This is a genomic window from Fibrobacter sp. UWB16 (assembly GCF_900215325.1).
GTDB lineage: Bacteria > Fibrobacterota > Fibrobacteria > Fibrobacterales > Fibrobacteraceae > Fibrobacter.
This window is the reverse complement of the sequence record NZ_OCMS01000001.1, coordinates 745919-767477: the sequence shown is the minus strand read 5'-3', so window position 1 is coordinate 767477 and position 21559 is coordinate 745919. Positions and strand designations below refer to the sequence as shown.

The 21559-nt window shown below is 49.7% G+C and carries 14 protein-coding genes and 1 tRNA gene; 6 read left to right on the top strand and 9 right to left on the bottom strand.

Annotation, left to right across the window (positions count from 1 at the left end):
* Nucleotides 1-134 precede the first annotated feature (134 nt).
* The 6 genes from CRN95_RS03190 to CRN95_RS03165 form a co-directional block, all read right to left on the bottom strand.
* Nucleotides 135-1346, bottom strand: a complete 1212-nt coding sequence (locus CRN95_RS03190) for a hypothetical protein (protein ID WP_235002844.1) — start codon at nucleotides 1344-1346, stop codon at nucleotides 135-137.
* A 78-nt stretch (nucleotides 1347-1424) separates the two neighbouring features.
* On the bottom strand, nucleotides 1425-2048 hold the full coding sequence (locus tag CRN95_RS03185) for a CatA-like O-acetyltransferase, family 2 (RefSeq protein WP_097020074.1): 624 nt from the start codon (nucleotides 2046-2048) through the stop codon (nucleotides 1425-1427).
* Between the two features lie 31 nt (nucleotides 2049-2079).
* On the bottom strand, nucleotides 2080-2601 hold the full coding sequence (locus tag CRN95_RS03180) for a GNAT family N-acetyltransferase (protein ID WP_097020073.1): 522 nt from the start codon (nucleotides 2599-2601) through the stop codon (nucleotides 2080-2082).
* Nucleotides 2588-3181 carry a TetR/AcrR family transcriptional regulator gene (locus CRN95_RS03175; RefSeq protein WP_097020072.1) on the bottom strand — a complete coding sequence of 198 codons (594 nt, stop codon included), beginning with the start codon at nucleotides 3179-3181 and terminating at the stop codon, nucleotides 2588-2590. Before CRN95_RS03175 ends, CRN95_RS03180 begins: the two co-directional genes overlap by 14 nt.
* 115 nt (nucleotides 3182-3296) lie before the next feature.
* Nucleotides 3297-5021, bottom strand: coding sequence for a SpoIIE family protein phosphatase (locus CRN95_RS03170; RefSeq protein ID WP_097020071.1), 1725 nt, complete (start codon nucleotides 5019-5021; stop codon nucleotides 3297-3299).
* A 159-nt stretch (nucleotides 5022-5180) separates the two neighbouring features.
* Nucleotides 5181-5256 (bottom strand) — tRNA-Asp (locus tag CRN95_RS03165).
* Between the two features lie 172 nt (nucleotides 5257-5428).
* Here CRN95_RS03165 and uvrA point away from each other — a divergent pair.
* From uvrA to CRN95_RS03150, 3 genes are all read left to right on the top strand, one after another.
* Entirely contained in the window at nucleotides 5429-10720 is a 5292-nt protein-coding gene (uvrA, locus tag CRN95_RS03160; protein ID WP_097020070.1) for an excinuclease ABC subunit UvrA, read from the top strand.
* 67 nt (nucleotides 10721-10787) lie between these two features.
* Entirely contained in the window at nucleotides 10788-13217 is a 2430-nt protein-coding gene (locus tag CRN95_RS03155; protein WP_097020069.1) for an SUMF1/EgtB/PvdO family nonheme iron enzyme, read from the top strand.
* Nucleotides 13217-13807: a hypothetical protein gene (locus tag CRN95_RS03150; protein WP_088629857.1), complete on the top strand. Its 591-nt coding sequence runs from the start codon at nucleotides 13217-13219 to the stop codon at nucleotides 13805-13807. Before CRN95_RS03155 ends, CRN95_RS03150 begins: the two co-directional genes overlap by 1 nt.
* Nucleotides 13808-13935: 128 nt before the next feature.
* Here the strand turns inward: CRN95_RS03150 and ychF are convergent, their stop codons facing one another.
* Nucleotides 13936-15033: a redox-regulated ATPase YchF gene (gene ychF / locus CRN95_RS03145; RefSeq protein ID WP_014545371.1), complete on the bottom strand. Its 1098-nt coding sequence runs from the start codon at nucleotides 15031-15033 to the stop codon at nucleotides 13936-13938.
* Between the two features lie 173 nt (nucleotides 15034-15206).
* Between ychF and CRN95_RS03140 the strand changes: the two genes are divergently transcribed.
* Nucleotides 15207-16523, top strand: a complete 1317-nt coding sequence (locus CRN95_RS03140; protein ID WP_235002843.1) for an MATE family efflux transporter — start codon at nucleotides 15207-15209, stop codon at nucleotides 16521-16523.
* A gap of 319 nt (nucleotides 16524-16842) precedes the next feature.
* On the opposite strand, the gene CRN95_RS03135 is transcribed toward CRN95_RS03140, so the two are convergent.
* Together CRN95_RS03135 and CRN95_RS03130 are read right to left on the bottom strand one after the other, a co-directional pair.
* A complete protein-coding gene (locus tag CRN95_RS03135; RefSeq protein WP_097020067.1) occupies nucleotides 16843-18378 on the bottom strand; it encodes a hypothetical protein in 1536 nt (511 codons plus the stop codon).
* A 1-nt stretch (nucleotide 18379) separates the two neighbouring features.
* Complete coding sequence (locus tag CRN95_RS03130) at nucleotides 18380-19210, bottom strand: DUF4423 domain-containing protein (RefSeq protein ID WP_015731755.1); 831 nt, start codon at nucleotides 19208-19210, stop codon at nucleotides 18380-18382.
* Nucleotides 19211-19384: 174 nt separating this feature from the next.
* Between CRN95_RS03130 and CRN95_RS03125 the strand changes: the two genes are divergently transcribed.
* Both CRN95_RS03125 and CRN95_RS03115 read left to right on the top strand, forming a co-directional pair.
* Nucleotides 19385-20398, top strand: a complete 1014-nt coding sequence (locus CRN95_RS03125; RefSeq protein ID WP_097020066.1) for a hypothetical protein — start codon at nucleotides 19385-19387, stop codon at nucleotides 20396-20398.
* A complete protein-coding gene (locus tag CRN95_RS03115; protein ID WP_235002842.1) occupies nucleotides 20395-21513 on the top strand; it encodes an asparaginase in 1119 nt (372 codons plus the stop codon). The genes CRN95_RS03125 and CRN95_RS03115 overlap by 4 nt, the downstream gene beginning before the upstream one ends.
* Nucleotides 21514-21559: the final 46 nt, after the last annotated feature.

The window sequence follows — 21559 nt, the reverse complement described above, 5'->3', positions numbered from 1 at the left end:
AAATGTATACTATTTAGTAATTCTCGTCAAGTCCTATTCGCTCTTTTTTTTCAGAATTTGTTAGTATCGATCTCCATATTCCTTTCGTGCTTCTGCCGTCCATTTCTGAAAGCTCTTTAGTTCTTTTCATTGTTTTAATATGGCTTGCGGTCTAGCTGTTCCGTGCAGCCCCATTCCTGTGCCATTCGCTCAAAATTCTTTTTGACGATGCGCTTGAAAATGAGGTTGAAGAGCAGGATTCCTATTTTTGGATTTTTTTCGAAGCCTGTAAATTTCTTTGCTTCTGAACTTGAGAAGCTTCCGTTGCGGGCAAATGAGCGTCCCATGGCTGTGTAAGAGGCGAGCATTTTGTCGGTCATCTTTTTGATGTAGCTGTTTTCGCGGTTGCGGAGCAAGAAGCTGCCGCCTTTCACGAGTACGCCGCCGCATGTGCAGCCGAGTTGCGCTGGGAGCGACTGCAAAAACTTTTCGCCCAAGCGCAGCTGATGTCCTTCGTCAAAACCGCCGTGGAGAATGAACGAGAGTTTTGCTGGTTGCTTGCGTTCCGTGGGGAGTGTACTTAAGAATTCAAGCGACAAACTCGGCAGACATTCTACAAAGAGTGGCACAGCAATGATGATGTTGTCGTTCGTCATGAACGCTTCGCGGGCTTCGTCCCATTCGGCATGGTTCGAGAGTGAATAAAGCTTGTGCGTGATTCCCGCTTTTGCGAGTCCTTCGGCAAAAGCTTGGATAATCTTATTCGTGTTGCTGTTCTTTTTGACGCGCGGGCTTCCGTTGATGATAATGATGTGTTCGGGAGTCGCGGCGGTTTCCAAAGCGACGTTTTCGATCGGAGTCGCGGCGGTCTCGGGCGGCATTTCCTTCTCATTCTGGTCTAAACTAATTACCCCGAGCGAATGCCCTGCCATATTTCTGGCGACTCTCATGCACCACTCTTCGAGCAGTTCTCGGTTGCCGTTGCCCTTGTAAATGAAACCGAAATTCAGCGGGTGATATCGCAACTGGTGGCGTTCCCATCCGTCGCGGAATTCGATGTACATATTTAGCATCGGGACGACTCGGTCCAAGACTCGCTTGCCACGGTAGTCGATAAAGCCAAATTTCGTGTCTGCCACAACCCAGAAGTTCTCGGCATTGACAAGTTTTTTGAGAATGATTTCGTAGTCGTCCTTGATGGCACAAACACCCGGAGTTTTCAGCCAGCAGTTGTTGCAGCCCATGCAATGCATAATTTTCAAATCTGCGGTGTTGATGATTTCTATTTCTTCTTTCTTGCCCGCAAAAAGTGCTTTAATCTGTTCCGAGCAATCGCCCGATTCCAATGTGTTCAAAACTAAAGTCATTTTTATTGTCATTCTCGCAGCTGCAAGAATCTCCTTTTTATCTGTAACACCTAAGGTCTTTAAAAGTGTCACTAAATTTTATCGTAGTTCATCAATGGCGTTTTGCAAATTCGCGAGGAATTTCCCGGCGTGAGCCCCGTCCATTTGCGTGTGGTGGAACTGGAACGAAACCGGCAATTCATAGCGGAAAAGACGTTTCCTGTAACGTCCCCAAATCATAAAGGGGTTGTTGAAAATGCCGGAATTCATGCCGACTGCTCCGTCGATTTCTGTATCGATAATAGCCGAAGTGCCAATGACCATGCTGTTCTCGGACAAGTCCCAATCCTGGCAACTTTCCGCAACGATTTTTGTGTACTTGAGGTAGTCGCGGTTGAATGTCGCCAAGTCTTCGGAAAACGGAATGTCGCAAGAGTTGACTTCGCCTTCGTCGTTCTTCACGATTGTATTCACCGCAATCGAATCGTATTGCATAAGCTTGCCGTTTACCGGGAGCATGTAGAACTCCTTAATGCTTGCCGCTGCCTTGCCGATGCAGTAATCCATAAGCATATTGAATTTCAAACCGCGCTTTTTGCTCACCTTCACGAGTCTTGTGACGTTCAGCGTTTTGAAAAATGTCACCATCGGATTCGGAGCTTGCATCCAAAACTCAAACGCTTTTGCTCTCGTTGAGCTTTTCGGATTGATTTCTTTTGCCATTTTTTACCTTTAAATATGTTCGCCGATGACTTTATCCGTTTCGACAGAGTTTCATCACTTTCACGGGGCGCTTGCTGCCGCCATAAAGATTTTCGCAGTAGCGCATTTCGCCAGTTTCGCGGAACCCGCATTTTTCCATCACGCGTCCAGAGGCGGGGTTGTCGATGAAAAAGTCGCTCCAGAGAACATCAATGTGTTTTTCGTTGAAGCAATAGTTTATCATCAGTTTTAAAGCTTCTGTACAAATACCTTTGTTCCAGTAAGGCTTTGCAATCCAATAACCGGCTTCAGCTTCGTTTTCGCCAATGTCGATGTTGCTTTCGCCTTTGAGCAGGTAGCCGATGCAACCGATGGGTTCTCCTGTCTCTTTCAGCTCAATGGCCCACATGTGGTCACCGCCAAAAATTGTGCGGATGATTTGCAAGCTTTCTTCTACGCTCTTGTGCGGTTCCCAACCGGCGCGCGGTCCGACATCTGGGTCACTTGCATATTTGAACAAAGCTTCGGCATCACATTCGCGCCACGGGCGCAGTAAAAATCTATCGGTTTCCATTTGCGTATGTCTTGAAAAAATGTTGTAAGTGCTTCTCGATGAATTTGAGCGCTTCTTTTTCGCATTTCGGCTGGCGATCGACTTTAGAAATCCAGAGTGCGACGGGCGCAGTAATCTCTGTCGCAAGCATTTCCGGGTCATTCTTCACAATCACGCCTGCATCCATCAGAGTTTCGAGAATCTTCTTGTACATTTGCAGAAGCCCGTCCACCTGATGCCTTGTCGTGATTTCGGCAAGGCGCTCGCTGCGGAACTGTTCCTGCACCAAGAAAATGCGCATCTTCTTGATAATCGGGTCGCTCATTGTAAAGCGGATTCTTTTCATCATTTCGTGGATGAATCCGTCGATGTTTTCGGGGATTGTGCCGACTTTTTTCGCGGAGCCGAACGATTCTTCGTAACGCGCTTCGGCGATGTCGATTAGCGAATTCAGAATGTCTTCTTTGCCCTTGAAATGCTTGTAAAGCGACGGCGCCTTGATGCCGACATCCTGGGCGATTTGCTCCACGCTCGTGCCATCGTATCCGTTTTGAGCAAATAGCGTTAGGGCGGTTTCGAGAATTTTTTCTTTAGTGGACATGGCACCTCTTGTTTTTGGAGTTCGCGACTTTTGCGATATTTTACAGCGGCTAATATCTGTTAGCTAAAATAGCTAATAGATGTTAGCCTGTCAAGAGGGCCTAAAACTTATCCTTTTACTTCATCTTGAACGCAAGCATCGTGATGTCGTCGAATTGCGGGGCGTTCCCGCTAAATTCCTTGACCGCCATGCGGACTTTACGGCACAGGAGGCGGATAGAATCGTCCTTGGATTCGTTCAGGACTTTTTGCAAACGTTCCATGCCGAATTCTTCGTCCTTTTCGTTTGTTGCTTCGGGAACTCCATCGGTGTAGGTGAAAATCGTATCGCCTGGCTGAAGCTGTACTTCGAATTCCTGGTACTTGTAGCCTTCCATGCCGGCGAGGACAAAACCGCTTTTGAGGGTGGCGACTTCGAAATCCCCGTTAGCATGCTTAATGAACGGCTTTTCGTGGCCGGCGTTGGCGTAGACTAGGTGGCCGGTCTTGATATTCAACACACCGCAAAGGCATGTGACGAACATGTCGTGAACGTTGTGCTCGGCGAGTTCATCGTTTGCGCGGCTTAACGCTTCGGCTGGCGAGAGGCCGTGTTGCAAGTTGTGCCTCAACACGATCTTGGAAACCATCATAAAGAGTGCTGCAGGGACGCCCTTGCCCGAGACGTCTGCAATCACGAGTGCCAAATGGTCGTCGTCAATCATGAGGTTATCGTAAAAGTCTCCGCCGACTTCAAGCGCGGGGCGCATCATGGCGTAATTGTCAAAACCTTCAACATTAACGGGTTTTGATAGCGATGCGCGCTGGATTGTCGTTGCAATGGAAAGCTCCGTATGGACTTTCTGTTGCTTGGCTGTTGCTTCGGTCAAGTGCTTCACGTAATCGTCCAGTTCCGTTGCCATTTCCTGGTACGAGCGGGCGAGCTTGCCGACTTCGGAGGTAAAGTAGACGTATTTTTGGCATTTTTGCAGCGTATTGTGGATTCTTTCGTAAATATCCTTGTTCTGCCCAAAAGTCTTTGCGATTTCACTCATGCTTTCGATGGGCTTTGTGACGGTGCGTTCCATGTAGTAGAGGAACCCGAGTGAAACCCAGATACCGATGTTCAGCAATGTGCCGATGTAAAAGTAAACGTAATTCCAGAGGTAAAGATTGTTCTCGCCGTATTTAAGCGCAATGCTTGGGTAGCTTGTAATTCCAAATGCTACTGAAATGATGATGCTTGTGGCGAGGAAAAACAAAATGAATTTTTCGTTGAGCGAAAAAGAAAAGATGAACTTTGTGGATTTTTTTTGCTTTTTGCGCATTTTTCGCTGGCAAATGAGCGAGGCGCAGATTAGATACGGAAACCCTATAATCACCATCGTGATAAATTGATTGAAGAAAATGTTTGCCGAGAGCATCGAAAAATAGTGTTCGTCAAATTTTAGTTTGATGACGCTTACGACCATGAACGCTGCCGCAAGCGAATCTAGGATGACGATGAGCATGTACTGCACGTTCTTGTAAATCTTGTCGAGCTTGAACTTGTTCTTGTCGTTTTTGCGGAGCTTGTTCCAAATAACTGCGGGCACGTAACCGTAAATAATCTGGACGAAAAATCCTGGAATGAAAATAATCGCGTCATAACCCGACATGATATCTGCAACGAGGTTCGCGATGGCACAGCCGAGGACGCCTGCAAATCCAAAGGAAATGCCGAAAAGTAGGGGGAGGGCCGCCACAATGCGGACTTCGGTCGTGTCGGAAATCTTGAAAAGTTCTCGACAGGGGTAGCCGAGAATAAAGAAAATAAGCCCGCAGATTAAAACGATAAGTATGTATTTATGAATGTTCTTCATAAAAAACTCCTTCTTGATTTTTAATATAAACATTTTTTGTGGAAGGAGTTGAAATGCCATCTTCCAATTGCGACTATGATTTAAGATGGCTTTAGGTGGGCGAAAACGGCAAAAACGCGAAAAAAAGAAAAGCACTTCTCAGAGAGAAGTGCTTTATCGCGGGATAGACGAGGCTTGAACTCGCAACCTCCGGCGTGACAGGCCGGTGCTCTAACCAAAATTGAGCTACCACCCCAAGTGGTTCGATTGATTTCTCAATCGGTGAACCATATTTAAAAACTTGTTTTGATTCAGTCAAGTCCTTTTTGCAAAAAAAAGTGAAATTTCTTTTTAAAATGGGAATGTTTTCTATCCAAATGTTCACTATTTTTTAGACAATTTGGCGGTCTTTTCCTATATTTGCGGTCATGACGAAATCTATTGAAATCCGCGATGCTCATGAACACAACCTCCGCCATGTCGATTTGACGATTCCCCGCGACTCGATTGTCGTGGTGACTGGCGTTTCGGGCTCGGGCAAGTCGAGTTTGGCGTTTGATACGGTGTTCCAGGAAGGGCAGCGTCGCTTTGTGGAGTCGCTTTCGGCGTACGCACGCCAGTTTATTGGGCGCATGAAGCATCCGGATGTGGAAAGCGTTCGCGGGATTTCTCCGACGATTTCGATAGACCAGAAAACGGTGAACCGTAACCCTCGCAGCACGGTGGGTACGGTGGTCGAGATTTTGGACCATTACCGCTTGATGTTTGCTCGCCTCGGCGTTCCGCATTGCCCCAAGTGCGGCAAGGTAATTCAGGCGCAGTCGGTGGATCAGGTTGTCGATAATTTGTACGCTAGCGACGAGAACAAAAAGATTTTGGTGATGGCGCCGATTGTGCAGGAGCGCAAGGGCGAATACCGCAAGGAACTCGCGGAGCTCAAGGAAAATGGATTTGTCCGCGTGCGTGTGGACGGAACGATTTACAGACTCGAAGACGTGCCGCTGTTGGTGCGTTACGAGAAGCACACGATTGAAGTGGTGATTGACCGCTTGACGCTGGAACGTAAGAACATGAGCCGCCTGCGCGAGGCGATTGAAGGTGCGCTCAAGCTCACAGACGGAAAGCTCGTGTCGTTCTTGTTGACTGCTTCGGAGGTGGACTCGGATGGTGCTGCGAAGGAAGAATACCGCTTGCAGGGTACGCAGCTTGCTTGCCCAAAGTGCGGAATTTCTATCCCGGAACTTGAACCGCGATTCTTTAGCTTTAATGACCCGAAGGGTCAATGCCCCGCCTGCAAGGGTCTTGGCGAAAGTTGTGAATTTGACGTTAACTTGATTGTGCCAAATCCGAATTTGTCACTGAAAGAGGGCTGCCTTGCCCCGCAAAAGAAGGATGACGGCTGCATCATCTTTAGCGATTTTGGCTGGCGCAATTTGCGCACGATTGCAAACGAAATGCACTTTTCGCTCGATACGCCGTGGAACAAGCTCAAGAAGGCGCAACAGGACGCCGTGCTGTATGGGACTCCAAGCGGGAGCGAACGCGGCGTGGTGACGATTATGCAGGAACTTTGGGACATGTGGCATATTTATCACTTCCGAAAGTACATGCAGATTGGTGTTTGTCCGGAATGTCACGGAACGCGAATCAACCGCATTGCGGCGGCCGTCGATTTCCACGGTCATAACATTTGCGAGATGACGGAATGGTCCGTCGAAAAGTCCGTCGAGTTTTTTGACAAGCTCAAGTTGAGCCCCAAGGAACAGCGCATCGGTCGCGAAGTGCTGAAGGAAATTCGCGGGCGCCTTGGATTCTTGAAGGCGGTGGGCCTTGGCTATTTGGACATTAGCCGCAAGGCTTCGACGCTTTCGGGCGGTGAGGCGCAGCGTATCAGGCTCGCAAGTGCCGTGGGGGCGGGGCTCCAGGGCGTGCTTTATGTGCTTGATGAACCGAGTATTGGGCTGCACCCACGCGACAACGATAAGTTGCTCGAGATGCTCGAGCGCTTGCGAGCCCAAGGCAACAGCCTTCTCATCGTGGAACACGATGAGGATACGATGCGTCATGCAGACTGCGTGATTGACGTGGGCCCTGGCGCGGGTGTCGAGGGCGGTCGCATTTTGGCGGCTGGCACGGTCGAAGAGCTGGAAAAGAACAAGTCTTCGCTCACGGGGGCGTACTTGAGCGGTCGCAAGGCAATTGAAATTCCAGCGCAGCGCTTGAAGATTGATGCAAAGACGCCGAAACTCAAAATATGCGGCGCCTGCGAAAATAACCTCAAGAACATCGACGTGGAAATCCCGCTGGGTGGCGCGTTTACCGTGGTCACGGGCGTTTCTGGCTCGGGCAAGAGTACGCTTGTGAACCAAATTTTGCGCCGTGAACTCGCTCGCGTGTTCTACAATTCCGAAGAACCGGTCGGAAAGTTCGACCATTTGGAAGGTCTTGAAAACATCGACAAGGTCATTGAAATTGACCAAACGCCGATTGGACGCACCCCGCGCAGCAACCCTGCAACTTATACGAAAATTTGGGACGATATCCGCGACTTGTTTGCCGGTATGGAAGAAAGCAAGGTGCGCGGGTACACGAAGAGCCGCTTTAGCTTTAACGTGAAGGGGGGCCGTTGCGATGCTTGCGAAGGCGCGGGCGTGAAGGTCATCGACATGCATATTTTGCCGAGCGTGCAAGTCACTTGCGATGTGTGCGACGGCAAGCGCTTTAACGAAGCGACTAGAGAAGTTTATTTCAAGGGCAAGAACATTTCTGAAGTTCTTGACATGAGCATTGCCGAAGCCGCTGAATTTTTCAAGGACATTCCGAAAATTGCAGAACCGCTCAAACTCCTTTGCGAAGTGGGCCTTGGCTATTTGACGCTCGGTCAGCCTTCGACGACTTTGAGCGGTGGCGAAGCGCAGCGCGTGAAGATTGCATCGGAATTGCGTCGCCCGGGGACGGGTAAGACGCTTTACTTGCTTGATGAACCGACAACCGGTTTGCACTTTGAAGATATCCGCCGATTGCTCGAATGTTTGAACCGCTTGCGTAGTCTCGGCAACAGCGTCGTGGTGATTGAACACAACCTCGACGTAATCAAGTGTGCGGACTGGATTATTGACCTTGGCCCGGATGCGGGCGTGAACGGCGGCCGCATTATTGCGACGGGAACTCCCGAACAAATTGCCAAGTGCAAAAAGTCGGAGACGGGGCGTTACTTGGCTCCGGTCTTGGCGAAAAAGCATGGCGAAAACAAGCATTTTGAACGTACGGATGAAAAGGGCGAAGATTATTCGCTCGATATCGAAGTTCACGGTGCTCGCAAGCACAACCTCAAGAACATCGATGTGACGATTCCGCGCCACAAGCTCACCGTGATTACGGGTGTTTCGGGCTCGGGCAAGTCGAGTCTTGCATTCCATACGCTCTTTAGCGAAGGCCAGCGCCGCTTTGTCGAAACGCTCAGCACGTATGCTCGCCGCTTCTTGGGTCGCCCCGATCGCGGTAGCATTGATTCTATTTCGGGCTTGGCGCCTGCGATTGCAATTGACCAAAAGAGCGCAAGCAAGAGCCCTCGCAGTACGGTGGCAACACTTACTGAAATTTACGACTACTTCCGCATTTTGTGGGCCCGCGTGGGAACTGCCCACTGCCTCCATTGCGGGAAGCCCATCAGCTCATATGCAACGGGCGACTTGATGCAATTTGCATTTGACCGTGACCTCAACAAGATGGTGACGGTTCTTGCTCCGTTCGAAATCAAGGACGAAATTAAGCTCTCCAAGATTCTCACGGAAAAGGGTTACCGCAAGGCATATCTCGGCAAAAAGCTCGTAGAACTCCCGCTGCCCAAAGTTCCGACACGCGAAAAGAAATTGCTTGCCGTGGTCGATTCCGTGGTCGTCAAGGAAGAAAATCGTGCTCGTCTCGTCGAAGCGTTTGAACGCGGCTACCGCGATGGTAACGGAATCCTTTACGTGGATTGCGATGGCGAAGAACGCCTTTCTGCTAGTGAAAAGCCGGGTTGCCCGGAATGTGGCTGGTACATGGATTCGGCGCTCAACCCGAAACATTTCAGTTTCAATACGCATTGGGGCGCCTGCGAAACATGCCTTGGCCTTGGACACTTCAAGGATGGCGAAGAATGCCCCGATTGCCATGGCGAACGCTTGAAGCCTGAATATCTTGCGGTGCGCATCTTGGGCAAGAACATCATGGATGTGCATCACATGAGCATTGCCGAAGCCCGCGACTGGTTTGCGAAAGTCGATTTCGCAAACGAAGAAAATGCAACTTCTGCATCCATCCAAAGCAAGACGATAATTGCCGCGCCGCTCCTCCGTGAAATCATTGGCCGCTTGGACTTCTTGATTAGTGTGGGACTTGGCTACATTGGCCTTGACCGTGCGGGCGATACGCTCTCGGGCGGTGAATCCCAGCGCATCCGCTTGGCAAGTCAGATTGGTAGCGGTCTCGAAGGCGTCTTGTACGTGCTTGATGAACCGACCGTCGGCCTTCACGAAAGTGATACTGCAAAACTTTTGGATACGCTTTACCGTTTGCGTGACCTTGGCAATACGCTTGTGGTCGTGGAACATGACATCAAGATGATGCAGGCCGCAGACCACATTATCGATATGGGTCCGGGGGCGGGCGACTTTGGTGGCGAAGTCGTTGCCGAAGGAAGCCCGGCAGAACTTGCAAAACCGTATGCGTTGCAACAGTTCCCGCGTAGCGAAACGGTCAAGTTCCTCACGTATTCCACTCCGGTGGCAAACCAGCTGGAACCGGTACGCATCACGGACGATACGGAGTTTTACGAATTCAAGAACCTCAAGGCAAATAACTTGAAGAACTTGTCTGTGAAATTCCCGAAAAAGGCGGTCAGCGTTGTCTGTGGCGTTTCGGGATCGGGCAAGAGTTCTCTCGTTGTCGATGAGATTTTCCCGGCGCTCAAAAAGCAGTTCCAGGCCCGTGGCCGCAAAAAGCAGAGCGGCGAAGTCTTGTTGGTGGACCAGAGCCCGATTTCGGGAACGCCACGCAGTACGCCGGCGAGCTTTACAGGCGTCTTTGATGATATCCGCAAGCTGTTTGCCAAACTCGAACAGTCCAAGATGAAGGGCTTCGATTACGGTCGCTTTAGCTATAACCTTGCGCGAGGCCGTTGCCCCGCTTGCGAAGGCCGTGGCGCCGTCGCTGTCGAGATGCACTTCCTTTCGGATATTTGGGAAACTTGCGAAGTCTGCGGTGGCAAGCGTTACAATCAGGAAACGCTCACGGTCACGTTCAAGGGCAAGAATATTGCTGACGTGCTCGACATGCGCATTGTCGAAGCTTGCGAGTTTTTCAAGGACCAACCGAAAATTTTGCCGAAGCTTGAATGCCTCCGTGATGTGGGCCTCCCGTATGTGAAACTCGGTCAACCTGTGACGACACTTTCGGGCGGTGAATCCCAGCGCTTAAAGCTTGCTGCGGAACTTTGCCGCCGCCCGGCAACGGAAATGGTTTACCTGCTCGACGAACCGACTACGGGCCTTCACCTCAAGGATATCCAGATCCTTTGGAACCTCTTGCGCAGGCTTTCGGCACGTGGCGATACGGTCATTGTCATCGAACACCATCCCGATATTATCCGATTGGCCGACTGGAAGGTGGAATTGGGTCCTGTGGGCGGTGCAAATGGCGGTTATTTGCTCGAAATGGGGGCAAATTCGTCAAAATAATAGAACTACTTTTCATGGAAGAAATTATTTTTCTAGAAAAGAAGGTTCTTTAAAGACAGGAGAGCTTATGACATTTTCCCGACTGCTTCCGCTTTTGTTGCTTGTTCCGGCACTTTCCATGGCCGACGAAGACCGCAACTTTAAATTGAATCCGGATAATTTTAAAGTCGGCAATGTTTTGGAGCATGCGGTAAATTTTGCTATCGTACTCGATAGCTCTGTTGCGATTTCGCAGGAACCTGTTTTCCCGTTGCAGCCCAACCGCCTCTATCTCCGCCACAAAAAATCGGCGAAGGAATATTTGTGGTTCTCGGGCGAAGCCAAGCCGGAAGAATATAAAAAGCTCCATGCCTTTAGCCTTAAGGACAATCACTTAGGTGCTCGCGAAGTGCTTGGAATGCGTCTGTACGCCTCTCGTCAGTACAAGGCCTTCCAGGACGAAGCCGACATCTATTTTGATGCCGAATACGTTTATTCTCCCCGTGTTGCAAAGCTCCTGTTCATGAAGAATGGCAAGTGGCAATTTTTGAAGGAAAGCAATCATCCGGGCTTGGTACAAATCCAGTCGGACGAAAAGAACCTTGAAATTGTGTCGCTGAATTCGACGATTAAGCCGGGGACTAGGGCTCTTTACCCAGTAAATAACGGCGTTTATGTATTCTCGTTTAGTGCTCCGGACAAGCTGCCTTATGTGGATGCTGGAGTGCTCAAGCCGGGTGATGTGCTCGTTTTCAATGTGAACTTCCCAAATCCGGATTCCGTTGTGGCTGCATCTAGCTCAAGTGAAGCGGCTCCGATTGCTGTTGTCGCTAGCTCAAGTTCTAGCGAAGCCGCTCCGGTTGCAGTTGCCTCAAGCTCAAGTTCAAGTGATGCCGCTTCGGCCGTCGCTATTGCGGGCTCTAGCTCTAGCTCGGGAGTCGTTATCCCTGATTTCGATGCTGGCGTTTCTAGCTCAAGTGCCGTTCCGGTTTCTAGCGCCGCCTCTTCTGATTCGAAAGTTTCGACTCCGGCAAAACAGTCTGTCACGCTTGAACAAGTGCTGGCTCTTAAGACGCTCGAAGAAACTGAATCCCTTTATGATGCATTCTCTGCAGATGTCGATAAGAATGTGAACCGTGTGGATACGACGGAATTCTCGAATTTCTATCCGGCAATCAAACCTGCGGATTCTCTTGGACTTGCCGAAACGGATAAGGACTATCGTGGCTACGTTTCTCACTACAACCTCAAGCGCAAAGAAGCCCAGACGTTGTGGCGCAACAAAAAGCTTGGTGCCATTAGCGAGATGTATAAGGCATTCCACGCAAAACTCGATAGCTTGCAGTCGTTGCCAGCTCAGGTTAATGTGCGCCCTGTTGCAATTGAAAAGATTATGAAAGCTTCCGATTCGAGCAAGGTTGATTCCTTGAACATCCGTTTTGGTACGGATCATCAGCGAATTGAAGTGTCTTGGAAGGGCGTTGTTGATAGTGTCTCTATGGATACACTTGTGAAAAAGATGGCTGAGGGGGATTCCTCTTTGGTGACGACACTTTTCCTTGTGAACGATAAGCCTGTGTGGGTCTTTAAGGAAGGATCCCTTGTTGGGCGTTATCATTATCGCTATGACAAGCTTGGCTTCCGTATGGGCGAAAAGCTCTATTTCGGAAAGGGCGAATTTACTTTGCCAAGGCACATTGCCATCGAACCGGAAGTTGTGGAGTGGCTTAGGAATCGAGTTCCTGCATCATCCTCTTCTTCTGTTATTGCAAGTTCTTCTTCTGTGGAACCTGCTAAGACGGTGGCTGGCGCCAAAATTATTGAACATGCTACCCGCGGGACTGTCGCTATCATTGATTCTGGAACGTTCCGTTATCGCGGCAAGGTTGTTTCCATGTCGCCGTATGCCATCCAGACGACTGAAGTGACTCAGGAATTTTACCATAAGATTATGGGACTTCTGGATTCTGCAAAACGCCATGAGGATAGGTCCGTATTTAAGAACCCGAAAAAACCGGTTCACAATATCACTTGGGAACATGCTCAGTATGCTTGCAAGGTTCTTGGTGGTGATCTGCCGACCGAAGCCCAGTGGGAATTTGCCGGCCGCGCAGGGAGCAACGAAGGTGTTCTTTGGACATCGGACGATGTGATGAGTGTTGGCAAGTATGCCGTCTTTGCAGAGAACTCGCTGAAGACGGGTAAGAAGGACGCCGCCTATGGTCCGCATGAAGTGGCAACTAAATCGCCAAATGCATGGGGCCTTTACGACATGTCGGGTAATGTTGCCGAATGGACTCGCGACAATTACTTTGCCATTACGTTTACAATCGAAAGCTCTAACCCGACGGGATCTTTCTGGGGCACAAGTAAAGTGCTGAAGGGCGGTTCCTGGAAGGATAAGGTAAAGAAGCTGAACATGACGTATCGCGATGATGAAGATCCGCGTTACTGGTCTGACGGAATTGGTTTCCGTTGCGTGTTCCCTCTTGATAGAATTATTCAGGATAATAAATAATGAGTAGTAAATCCGATAAGGAAAAGAATCTTTTCAAGAAACTGACGGCATTGCCGTATTTGCTGGTTTTGCTTGCATTGCTAATGCCTTTGGCTAATGTCTCGTGCTCGGCGAAAGACGATAGCAAGCCGATTGCCCAGATGACGTTATATCAGATTGCATCGGGTGTTAACTTGGATGATGCCATTGAGTCTTCTGCGCTGAAACAGATGAATCGCATGGTCAAGGAAAACCCGAAAGTCTTGGACCACTTCAAGACGCAAATGCCGAACTTCCCAAAGATGGAACCTGTTCATCATTTGTACGGCATCATTGCTGCTGTCGTTTTGGCCGCTGTGTTTGCTTGGATTGTTCCGCTTGCATCAACGGTGATGGGGCTGTTGTCCATGGTCTCGTTGTGGTCGCTGTTGATGAAGCTTTCGCAAATCGGTGGAACTCTTGGAATCCCGCTACTGAAAGTTGAAGGTGGCGTTGGGCTTTACTGTGCAAGCTTCCTGATTTTAATTGGAACGGCGATGAACATCGCAACGCTTGTGCGGCCGATGGTGATTGCCCGCCGCGAACGGAAGAAAGCTAAAGCGTCATCCTGAGTGAAACGTAGTGAAATTTAAAAAAGAAGGTCGCGAGTGTTCGCGACCTTTTCTCTTACATACGCTAGACTTGACTGGATCCTTCGACTACGAGGCTTCGCCTCTCCGCTCAGGATGACAATGCTGTTTTACACGTTGAACAGGAAGTACATGATGTCGCCATCCTGTACGAGGTATTCCTTGCCTTCCGTACGCACAAGACCTGCTTCCTTGGCGGCGTTCCAGCTGCCGTGCTTGAGGAAGTCGGCGTAGCTCAAAGTTTCAGCGCGGATAAAGCCACGTTCGAAGTCCGTGTGGATGACGCCTGCGCACTGCGGTGCCTTGAAACCTGCGTGGAACGTCCAGGCGCGGCATTCCTTTTCGCCTGCGGTGAAGAACGTGCGGAGACCGAGGATTTCGTAACCCTTGCGGACAACGGAATCGAGTCCGGATTCCTTCATGCCGAGTTCCTTGAGGAATTCGATCTTGTCAGCCGGTTCCATGGCGGAAAGTTCTTCTTCGATCTTACCGCTGATGACAATCACGTCGTGGCCGTGCTTGGAGGCGTATTCCTTGAGCTGGTCCACATAAGCGTTACCGGTGAGGATGTCGTCTTCCTTGACGTTTGCGCAGTAGAAGAGCGGCTTTGCGGTAAGGAGGCCGAGGTCCTTGACGATGCCTTCCATTTCTTCACTGTCGTGCATCACAGTGCGGGCGGCGCGGCCTTCTTCCATCGTCGTCTTCAAAAGTTCGCAAGCGGCGAGGCGAGCCTTGGCTTCGGCGTTGCCGGTACGTGCGCTCTTAGCTTCGGTAGCGAGGCGCTTTTCGACAGTGTCCAAGTCCTTGAGGATGAGTTCCGTTTCAATCACTTCGACGTCGCGGATCGGGTCCACAGAACCGTTCACGTGGATGATGTTTTCGTCGTCAAAGCAGCGCACCACTTCCATGATGGCTTCGCATTCGCGGATGTGGGTGAGGAACTGGTTGCCGAGACCTTCGCCCTTGGAAGCGCCTTTTACAAGACCTGCAATGTCCACGAATTCTGTAACGGCCGGGACGATGGATTTCGGGTTGTAGACCTTCACAAGTTCATCGAGGCGGGCATCCGGGACGCTGACCATGCCGACGTTCGGGTCGATGGTGCAGAACGGATAGTTGGCGGATTCTGCGCCTGCGTTAGTGATTGCGTTGAAGATTGTGCTCTTGCCTACGTTCGGGAGGCCTACGATGCCGCATTTAAAACCCATGATAATCTCCGATTTGTGGCGCTTGTAATCGCTTTATCCTATAGCGATTCTAGTCACCTGTTTTTGCGATGTAAAGGTAGAAAATTGCCCTTTAAGCTTAAACGTAAAAATCTAAATTTGCCGCGGTTTTAAGGTGCTGTATGGCAACGGATGCGTTAAAGACGAATATGGATATGTTGAACGGGCCTCTCGGTCGTAAGATTCTGAAGTTTGCCGTTCCGCTTGCGGCGACAAGCATTTTGCAACAGCTGTTCAATGCGGCCGACATTGCCGTGGTCGGACAGTTTGCGGGTGATAAGGCTCTGGCGGCTGTCGGTGCAAATACGTTCGTGATTAATTTGCTGATAAACTTGTTCGTTGGCATCTCTGTCGGCGCAAATGTTGTCGTCGCCAATTCCATCGGCGCCCAAAGTTACCGTGCTGTTACTCGCAGTGTCCATACGTCGGTGATGGTCTCGTTCTTTAGCGGAATTCTGCTTTCGTTTATCGGTGTCTTTTTTGCAAGGCAAATCCTTTCGGCGATTTCAACACCTGAGGATATCTTGGACATGGCGGTGCGCTATCTCCAGGTTTATTTTGCGGGGATTCCGTTTGTCATGCTGTACAATTTTGTAGCGGCGATTTTACGCGGTAAAGGCGATACAAAACGCCCGCTTTATGTGCTCCTTGCGACGGGTGCTATAAATGTTGCCTTGAATGTTCTTTTTGTTGCGGGCCTTGGCTGGGGTGTGACGGGTGTCGCTATTGCAACTGTAATTGCAAATGCGTTGAGTGCCGGTACTTTGTTCTACTTTATGCTCCACGAGGTCGGACCGTTCAAACTTGAATTCTGGAAGTTGAGAATCACGCCTGTATTTCTCGGGCGCATCATGCGCGTGGGGCTCCCGGCGGGGCTTCAGGGCGTTGTGTTCTCGTTTAGCAATGTGTGCCTCCAGTCGGCCATTAACAGTCTCGGTTCTGCGACCGTTGCGGCTTCTGCGGCTGCACTCAATTATGAGTTCATTGTTTATTACTGGCTCAATTCCTTCTCGCATGCATGCGTGACGTTCGTGGGGCAGAACTACGGTGCGAAAAACATAGCGCGTTGCCGTAGTGCGGTCCGTTGGACCATTTTGCTTGCGACAACTTCGACGTTTGCGTTGAGCCTGCTCTGCTGTCTCTTTGCCAATCAATTGCTTTCTGTGTTTACGTCTGATCCCGAAATTATCGCGACTGGTTCTATCCGCATGAATGTCGTAGTCGGCGTGCTGTTCATCAATGTCTTCTTGGATGTGTTCTCTGGCGCGTTGCGTGGCATGGGGCAATCTTTGGCTCCGGCGCTCACTTGTGTGGTAGGTGTTTGCGGTATCCGAATCCTCTGGGTGATTTTTGTATTCCCGATGTACCAGAACTTTACCTCGCTGATGGTGGTTTACCCAGTGAGCTGGATTGTTACCATCATGGTCTTGGCTGGGATATACATTTACCGGGTAAAACATACCCGTTTTTAATGTAAATGTTTATTATCTGATTCGCCCATACGGGCGCTATTGCCAATTATTTGACATTTTGTCAACGGATGAAAAAAGGCCTTTTGAGATAAAGGCCTTAAATAAAGATAATTTACGGGTATCCTAAAACTGCCGATTTGGGATTGGATTCAAAGGCATCAATTAGTGTTGGAGAATTGGTGCTTCTGTATCGGATGGAGACTCGGATCACTATTCTTCATGATACAAAACGTAGTGACCTTGACCGAACAGAGTTTTCAATCCCAAACGGCCTTTTTTTATAGAATTTTATGCTAGCCTTTGAGGCTAGCATTTTCTATTACAGCAAGTCGTCTAAATTGATCCCGTACATTCTGACGTTATCAATCCAGATATCCGTGCCGTTGTACACAAAGATGGTAAAGCGCGTAATCTTGTTGCGTGTCACGTCCCAACCGTGGTAGCTTTTTTTGTCCGGATTTGTGAAATCGGATGGCTTGATGGCGACACGAGTCCATTCTTCGTTGACACTTCCTTTATACGAGGTCTTGTAGTTTGTATCGGATTCTACAATCGTCTCGAGGAATACTTCGAAATCCCCGCTGCCCTTGAGCCAAACTTCCACGGAGTCGAGTCTGCTCAAGTCGTGCTGGTGCGCGGCTATGCGCGTCCCGATGACAACGTAGCGTCCGAGCTTGTTCGCCTGGTACTGCACATGCAGCATGTTCTTGCCGAAGATGGTGCTGTCAGCCTTTTCGATGCCGTTGGTCGGCTTCTGGTCAAGGTTGTTCTTGACCGTTGCACTATCGTGCGGTTGTACGTACCAGTTGTAGTTAAGTGGCGCGGGCAGTGCGTTTAAGTCGGTGCCTGCTTCGAAATTCAAAACCTCGACGCTGTTGAGAGCGCTGATAAGCGAATCGCTGAGACCTTCCCAAACTTTGACATCTTCAATCTTCTTGGCCTTCTTGTCGCCCCACATGAGCATCCACGGCCTGACTGTATCGGCGGCGCTTTCGACGCGGATGTTGAGCGTAGCGCTATTGATGGTCGTATCCCAGCCGTCAATTTCAAACGGAATGAGGTTGTTGCTTCCGTCGTAGAGGCGAATGTCACTTCCGTCCTTCTCTGCCTTTGAAAAGTCAAAGTTTTCTTCGGTCAGGCGCAGTACAAGCACGGTCGGGAAGCTGAGCGGGCGCATCCAGTCCGAAATCAAGTCAGAGGGCATAAAGCGGATGGCGTTCTCCGGGACAACCTTGTTCGGGTTCTCGATGAGGCCGAGATCCGTCGTGTCGTTCGAGATGACGCTTGCCGAGGTCTGGCCGATGGCTTCGAGGTCTTCGGAATCCCAGGCGCTCACGGTAAGGTTACCGCACGGAGCCTTCTGGATGACGAACTGTCCAAGCGTGTCGGTCTTGACAATCGTGCTCACGCCCTGAACGGCAACCCAGGCGTAATTGGCTGAGTCCGGCAAATCGACGAGACCCTTGACCGTGCCTACAGCTTCGAGCGATGCGCTGTCGAGCGTGTATTCGTGGTTCAGGTTGTTGAGCGTGTACTGCAAGACGATGGAAGAATCGCCCTTAGTAAAGTTGATGGTGTAAGAACCGTTCTGATGACCTTCGATATGCACCCAACCGTTTATATCGGTTTCGCCTTCGTAGGTGTATTTTACTGCACCCGTTTCGGCGGTGTCGGCGACATACCAAGAGGGGAGCACCTGGTAGCGCACTTTGGCAGCCGGTGTTCCGTCGTCAAAGACTCGAATAGCGATGGCGTTTTCGATTTCCGTCGTATTCCCTGCGGTGTCGCTGTTTGTACCGCAAGCAGCGAGGAGTCCAAAGGGAACTAAATAAAGAAGCTTGTTAAAATTTTTCATTTTATTTTTCCTTCTTTTTATTGAGTGCGACGGGGAATAGAGCGAGGTTCAACTGCATGACGCGATCGGGGACGATGCACTTATCGACACGGATCTGAATTTCTTTGCGGAATTCCTTGAGCATCTTCTTGAGGTCTTCGAAGCCCTTGGAATCAACCGCCATGGTGATGGTCGAAATGTCGCGGTTTTCAGGCGGAATTTCATTGAGCGAGCGGATGCCAAACTGCATGACCTTCGAATGGAAACTGCGGATGGCTTCGGCCTTCTCGGCGCCTTGGACCGTGATGTGCGGGTCGGCGAGGCGGACTTTGCTGTTATTGTTGATCGGCTGGATAAAGCCGAGCGACTTCAAAATCTCAATGCTTTCTTGCGCTTGCTCTTCGGTGATGGGCGGAATCACGCTACTTGCGATTTCCGGGATATCCACGTTGCCGTGTTTCACTTCGATAAGCGCTCTTACGACGATAGTCCACCAAGCGCTGAGATACTTGAGCTCGTTGTCCTTGAGCAAGTGGCGCTTCACGTCGCGCAGCTGGAATGCCTTTTGCAAAATTTCAGCTTTTGTCTTTTCGGACTTCGTGCGTGATGCGACTATCAACAAGTCGAAGTATGCGGCTCCACGACCGTCCAGTCCGAGCATCTTTTTTGCGGCGGGGACTGCATGAACGGGGAGATTGCGCTTTTTCTGAACTATATAATACGCATGACTTGAATCCAAGCCAAGCGTTTTGCCGAGTGTACTGAAGGAATACAAGGAGTTGTGTTTCTTATGCTCCAAGTAATAATCCTTGATCATATCCCGGTAGTCATCGTAATCAAAGATTTCTGCCATAACCAAACCTATACTAAATATACTTTAAAAATTGTTGGAGCGTGAATAGTGAGTAATTCGTAAGTAGGTGTTTGGCCGTTTAAAGCCTTTTATGTCGTTCCCGACTTAATAGGGGATCTCTCTGAGTGTATAATTACTAGAATTATAGAGGACTTATTTAATGGAATTTGTATTGTGAAAAGAAAAAAAAAGAATTGGATCGGGCGTGTTGTTTGCCTTTTGCTGATTTATGTTTTTATGTTCGTGGGGTACCAGTTTTACGAAAGAAAAGTCGAAGAACGCTTTCGATATGAAGACATGATTCATGAAACGAACGAGTGTCTCCGTATTGGTGACTGGAAGTGCGCCGAGAAAAATGTCCGGGAACTTTTAAAGTCAGAACCGAACGATACGAATTTGCAGATGCACATGGCTGGCATTCTCTTTGAACAGGAACGTTATAAAGAGTGCATCAATTACATTGAAACGTTGAGTTTCAAACATCAGGATTTAGATTACCTTGTTAAAAAGTCAAATGCTTTGGAACAGGAATTAAAAAATCTCGGCGTTGAAAAGTCCATGCATTTCCGCCTGGAATTTGACGGCGGCCCTTCGAAAAAGGACGTGATGGAAGCGCTTGCCGTTTTGGAAGTGGCTTACGATTCGATTAGTAATTTGTTCGACTATTTGCCCGAAAACAAGATGAGCCTTGTACTGTATGAGGATAAGGAGTATCAGGGAACGGGACCGCGTCCGGACTGGGTAGCGGCTGTGTTTGACGGCAAGTTGCGTGTGCCTGTGAACATGATGGCGTATCGCGAAGTTTACCGCCCGGTGCTATTTCATGAACTGACGCATTCGTTTGTTCGTGCGATGACGCATGCGAATGTGCCCTGCTGGATGAACGAGGGAATTGCGCAGGTGATTGATGGCTCGCATAACAATGAAGAGCGCCCATTGGGGGCTTACCCGAGCGTTGAATCGTTGAGAAAACCTTTTGTGAAAGAGAAGGATTCGGCAACGGTGAAAATGCTTTACTGGTTCTCGAGACGGATGGTCGAAGAACTTTTGTGGCGTGATGGCGGTGGTCCGCATGCCTTCCGCAAGTTTGCCAAGTGCTTGCAGGATCTTCGTGAGCTTGGAATGGATGGCTCCTTGAAAAAACATTATGAAACAACCGCTCAGGATTTGTTGGAGTCTGTAAAATGAAAAATATTGTGATTCTCGCGACGGGCGGTACAATTGCAGGCGCGGGCGAGCAAGGTAAGGATATAGGGTACAAGTCAGGCTCAATTAAGGCGCAAACGCTGATTGATGCGATTCCGGAATTGAAGAATGTGGCAAATATCTGCGTCGAGCAGTTTTGCAATATCAATTCGGACGATGTTACTTCTGAAATTTGGATTGCTTTGGCGAAGCGGATTCAGGAACTCTTGCAGCGCGAAGATGTTGACGGCATCGTGATCATGCACGGGACCGATACGATGGAAGAAACCGCTTTCTTCTTGAATTTGACGCTGGATGGTTCTGCTCCAAGTGCCGCCGGGAATGTCGCGAAGCCCGTGATTATGACAGGCTCGATGCGGCCCGCAACAGCAGCGGAACCAGACGGCCCCGCAAACTTGTTTTTCGCTGTGAAAAGTGCTGTGGACTTGTGTGGACGTAGTGCGCAAGAATCGCCGAATTCAGCATTGTCATGCCCGCCTGAAATGTCATCCCGGACTCCATGTCATCCCGGACTCGTTCCGGGACGGGATCACCCTCTCGTAAATGCGAAGAATGTTACGTCATCCTGGAGCTACGCGACGGGATCCAGTGTGGTATATGTCGCCTTTGCAGGCAAATTGATGAACGCCCGCTCGGTGCAAAAGATTCATGCGAACGATTTGGATGCATTTGCTGAAATTCCCGCGTCATGTCACCCCGGATTTATTCCGGGGTCGCCATCTTGTTCTGCATTTGACGTTTCCTCCTTGCATTCCCTCCCGCGCGTCTCCGTTCTTTACTTTAACGCAGATGCTGATGCAGAACTGGTGCGTTTTGCGGCAGAACGCTCGGCAGGGCTTGTTATTGCAGGCGCTGGCGCCGGAGAATTTTCTCGCGCATGGGCGGATGCAATTGCTGATGTTATTTCTAAAAATAAAATTCCCGTCGTGATTTCCACGCGAATCAATCGCGGTCGCATTGTCCCGGAACAGCTTCTTGTGCCAGGAACGATTGCCGCTTATGATTTGCCCCCCGCCAAAGCCGCCGTCCTCTTGCGTCTTGCGTTAACCATCACGAATGACCCTGCAACTATTCAGGAGATGTTTTCTTCGCAGTAGCGTGCAAAACGAGTGTTGCGACGGGCTGCTTGCAGACCGGCATAAC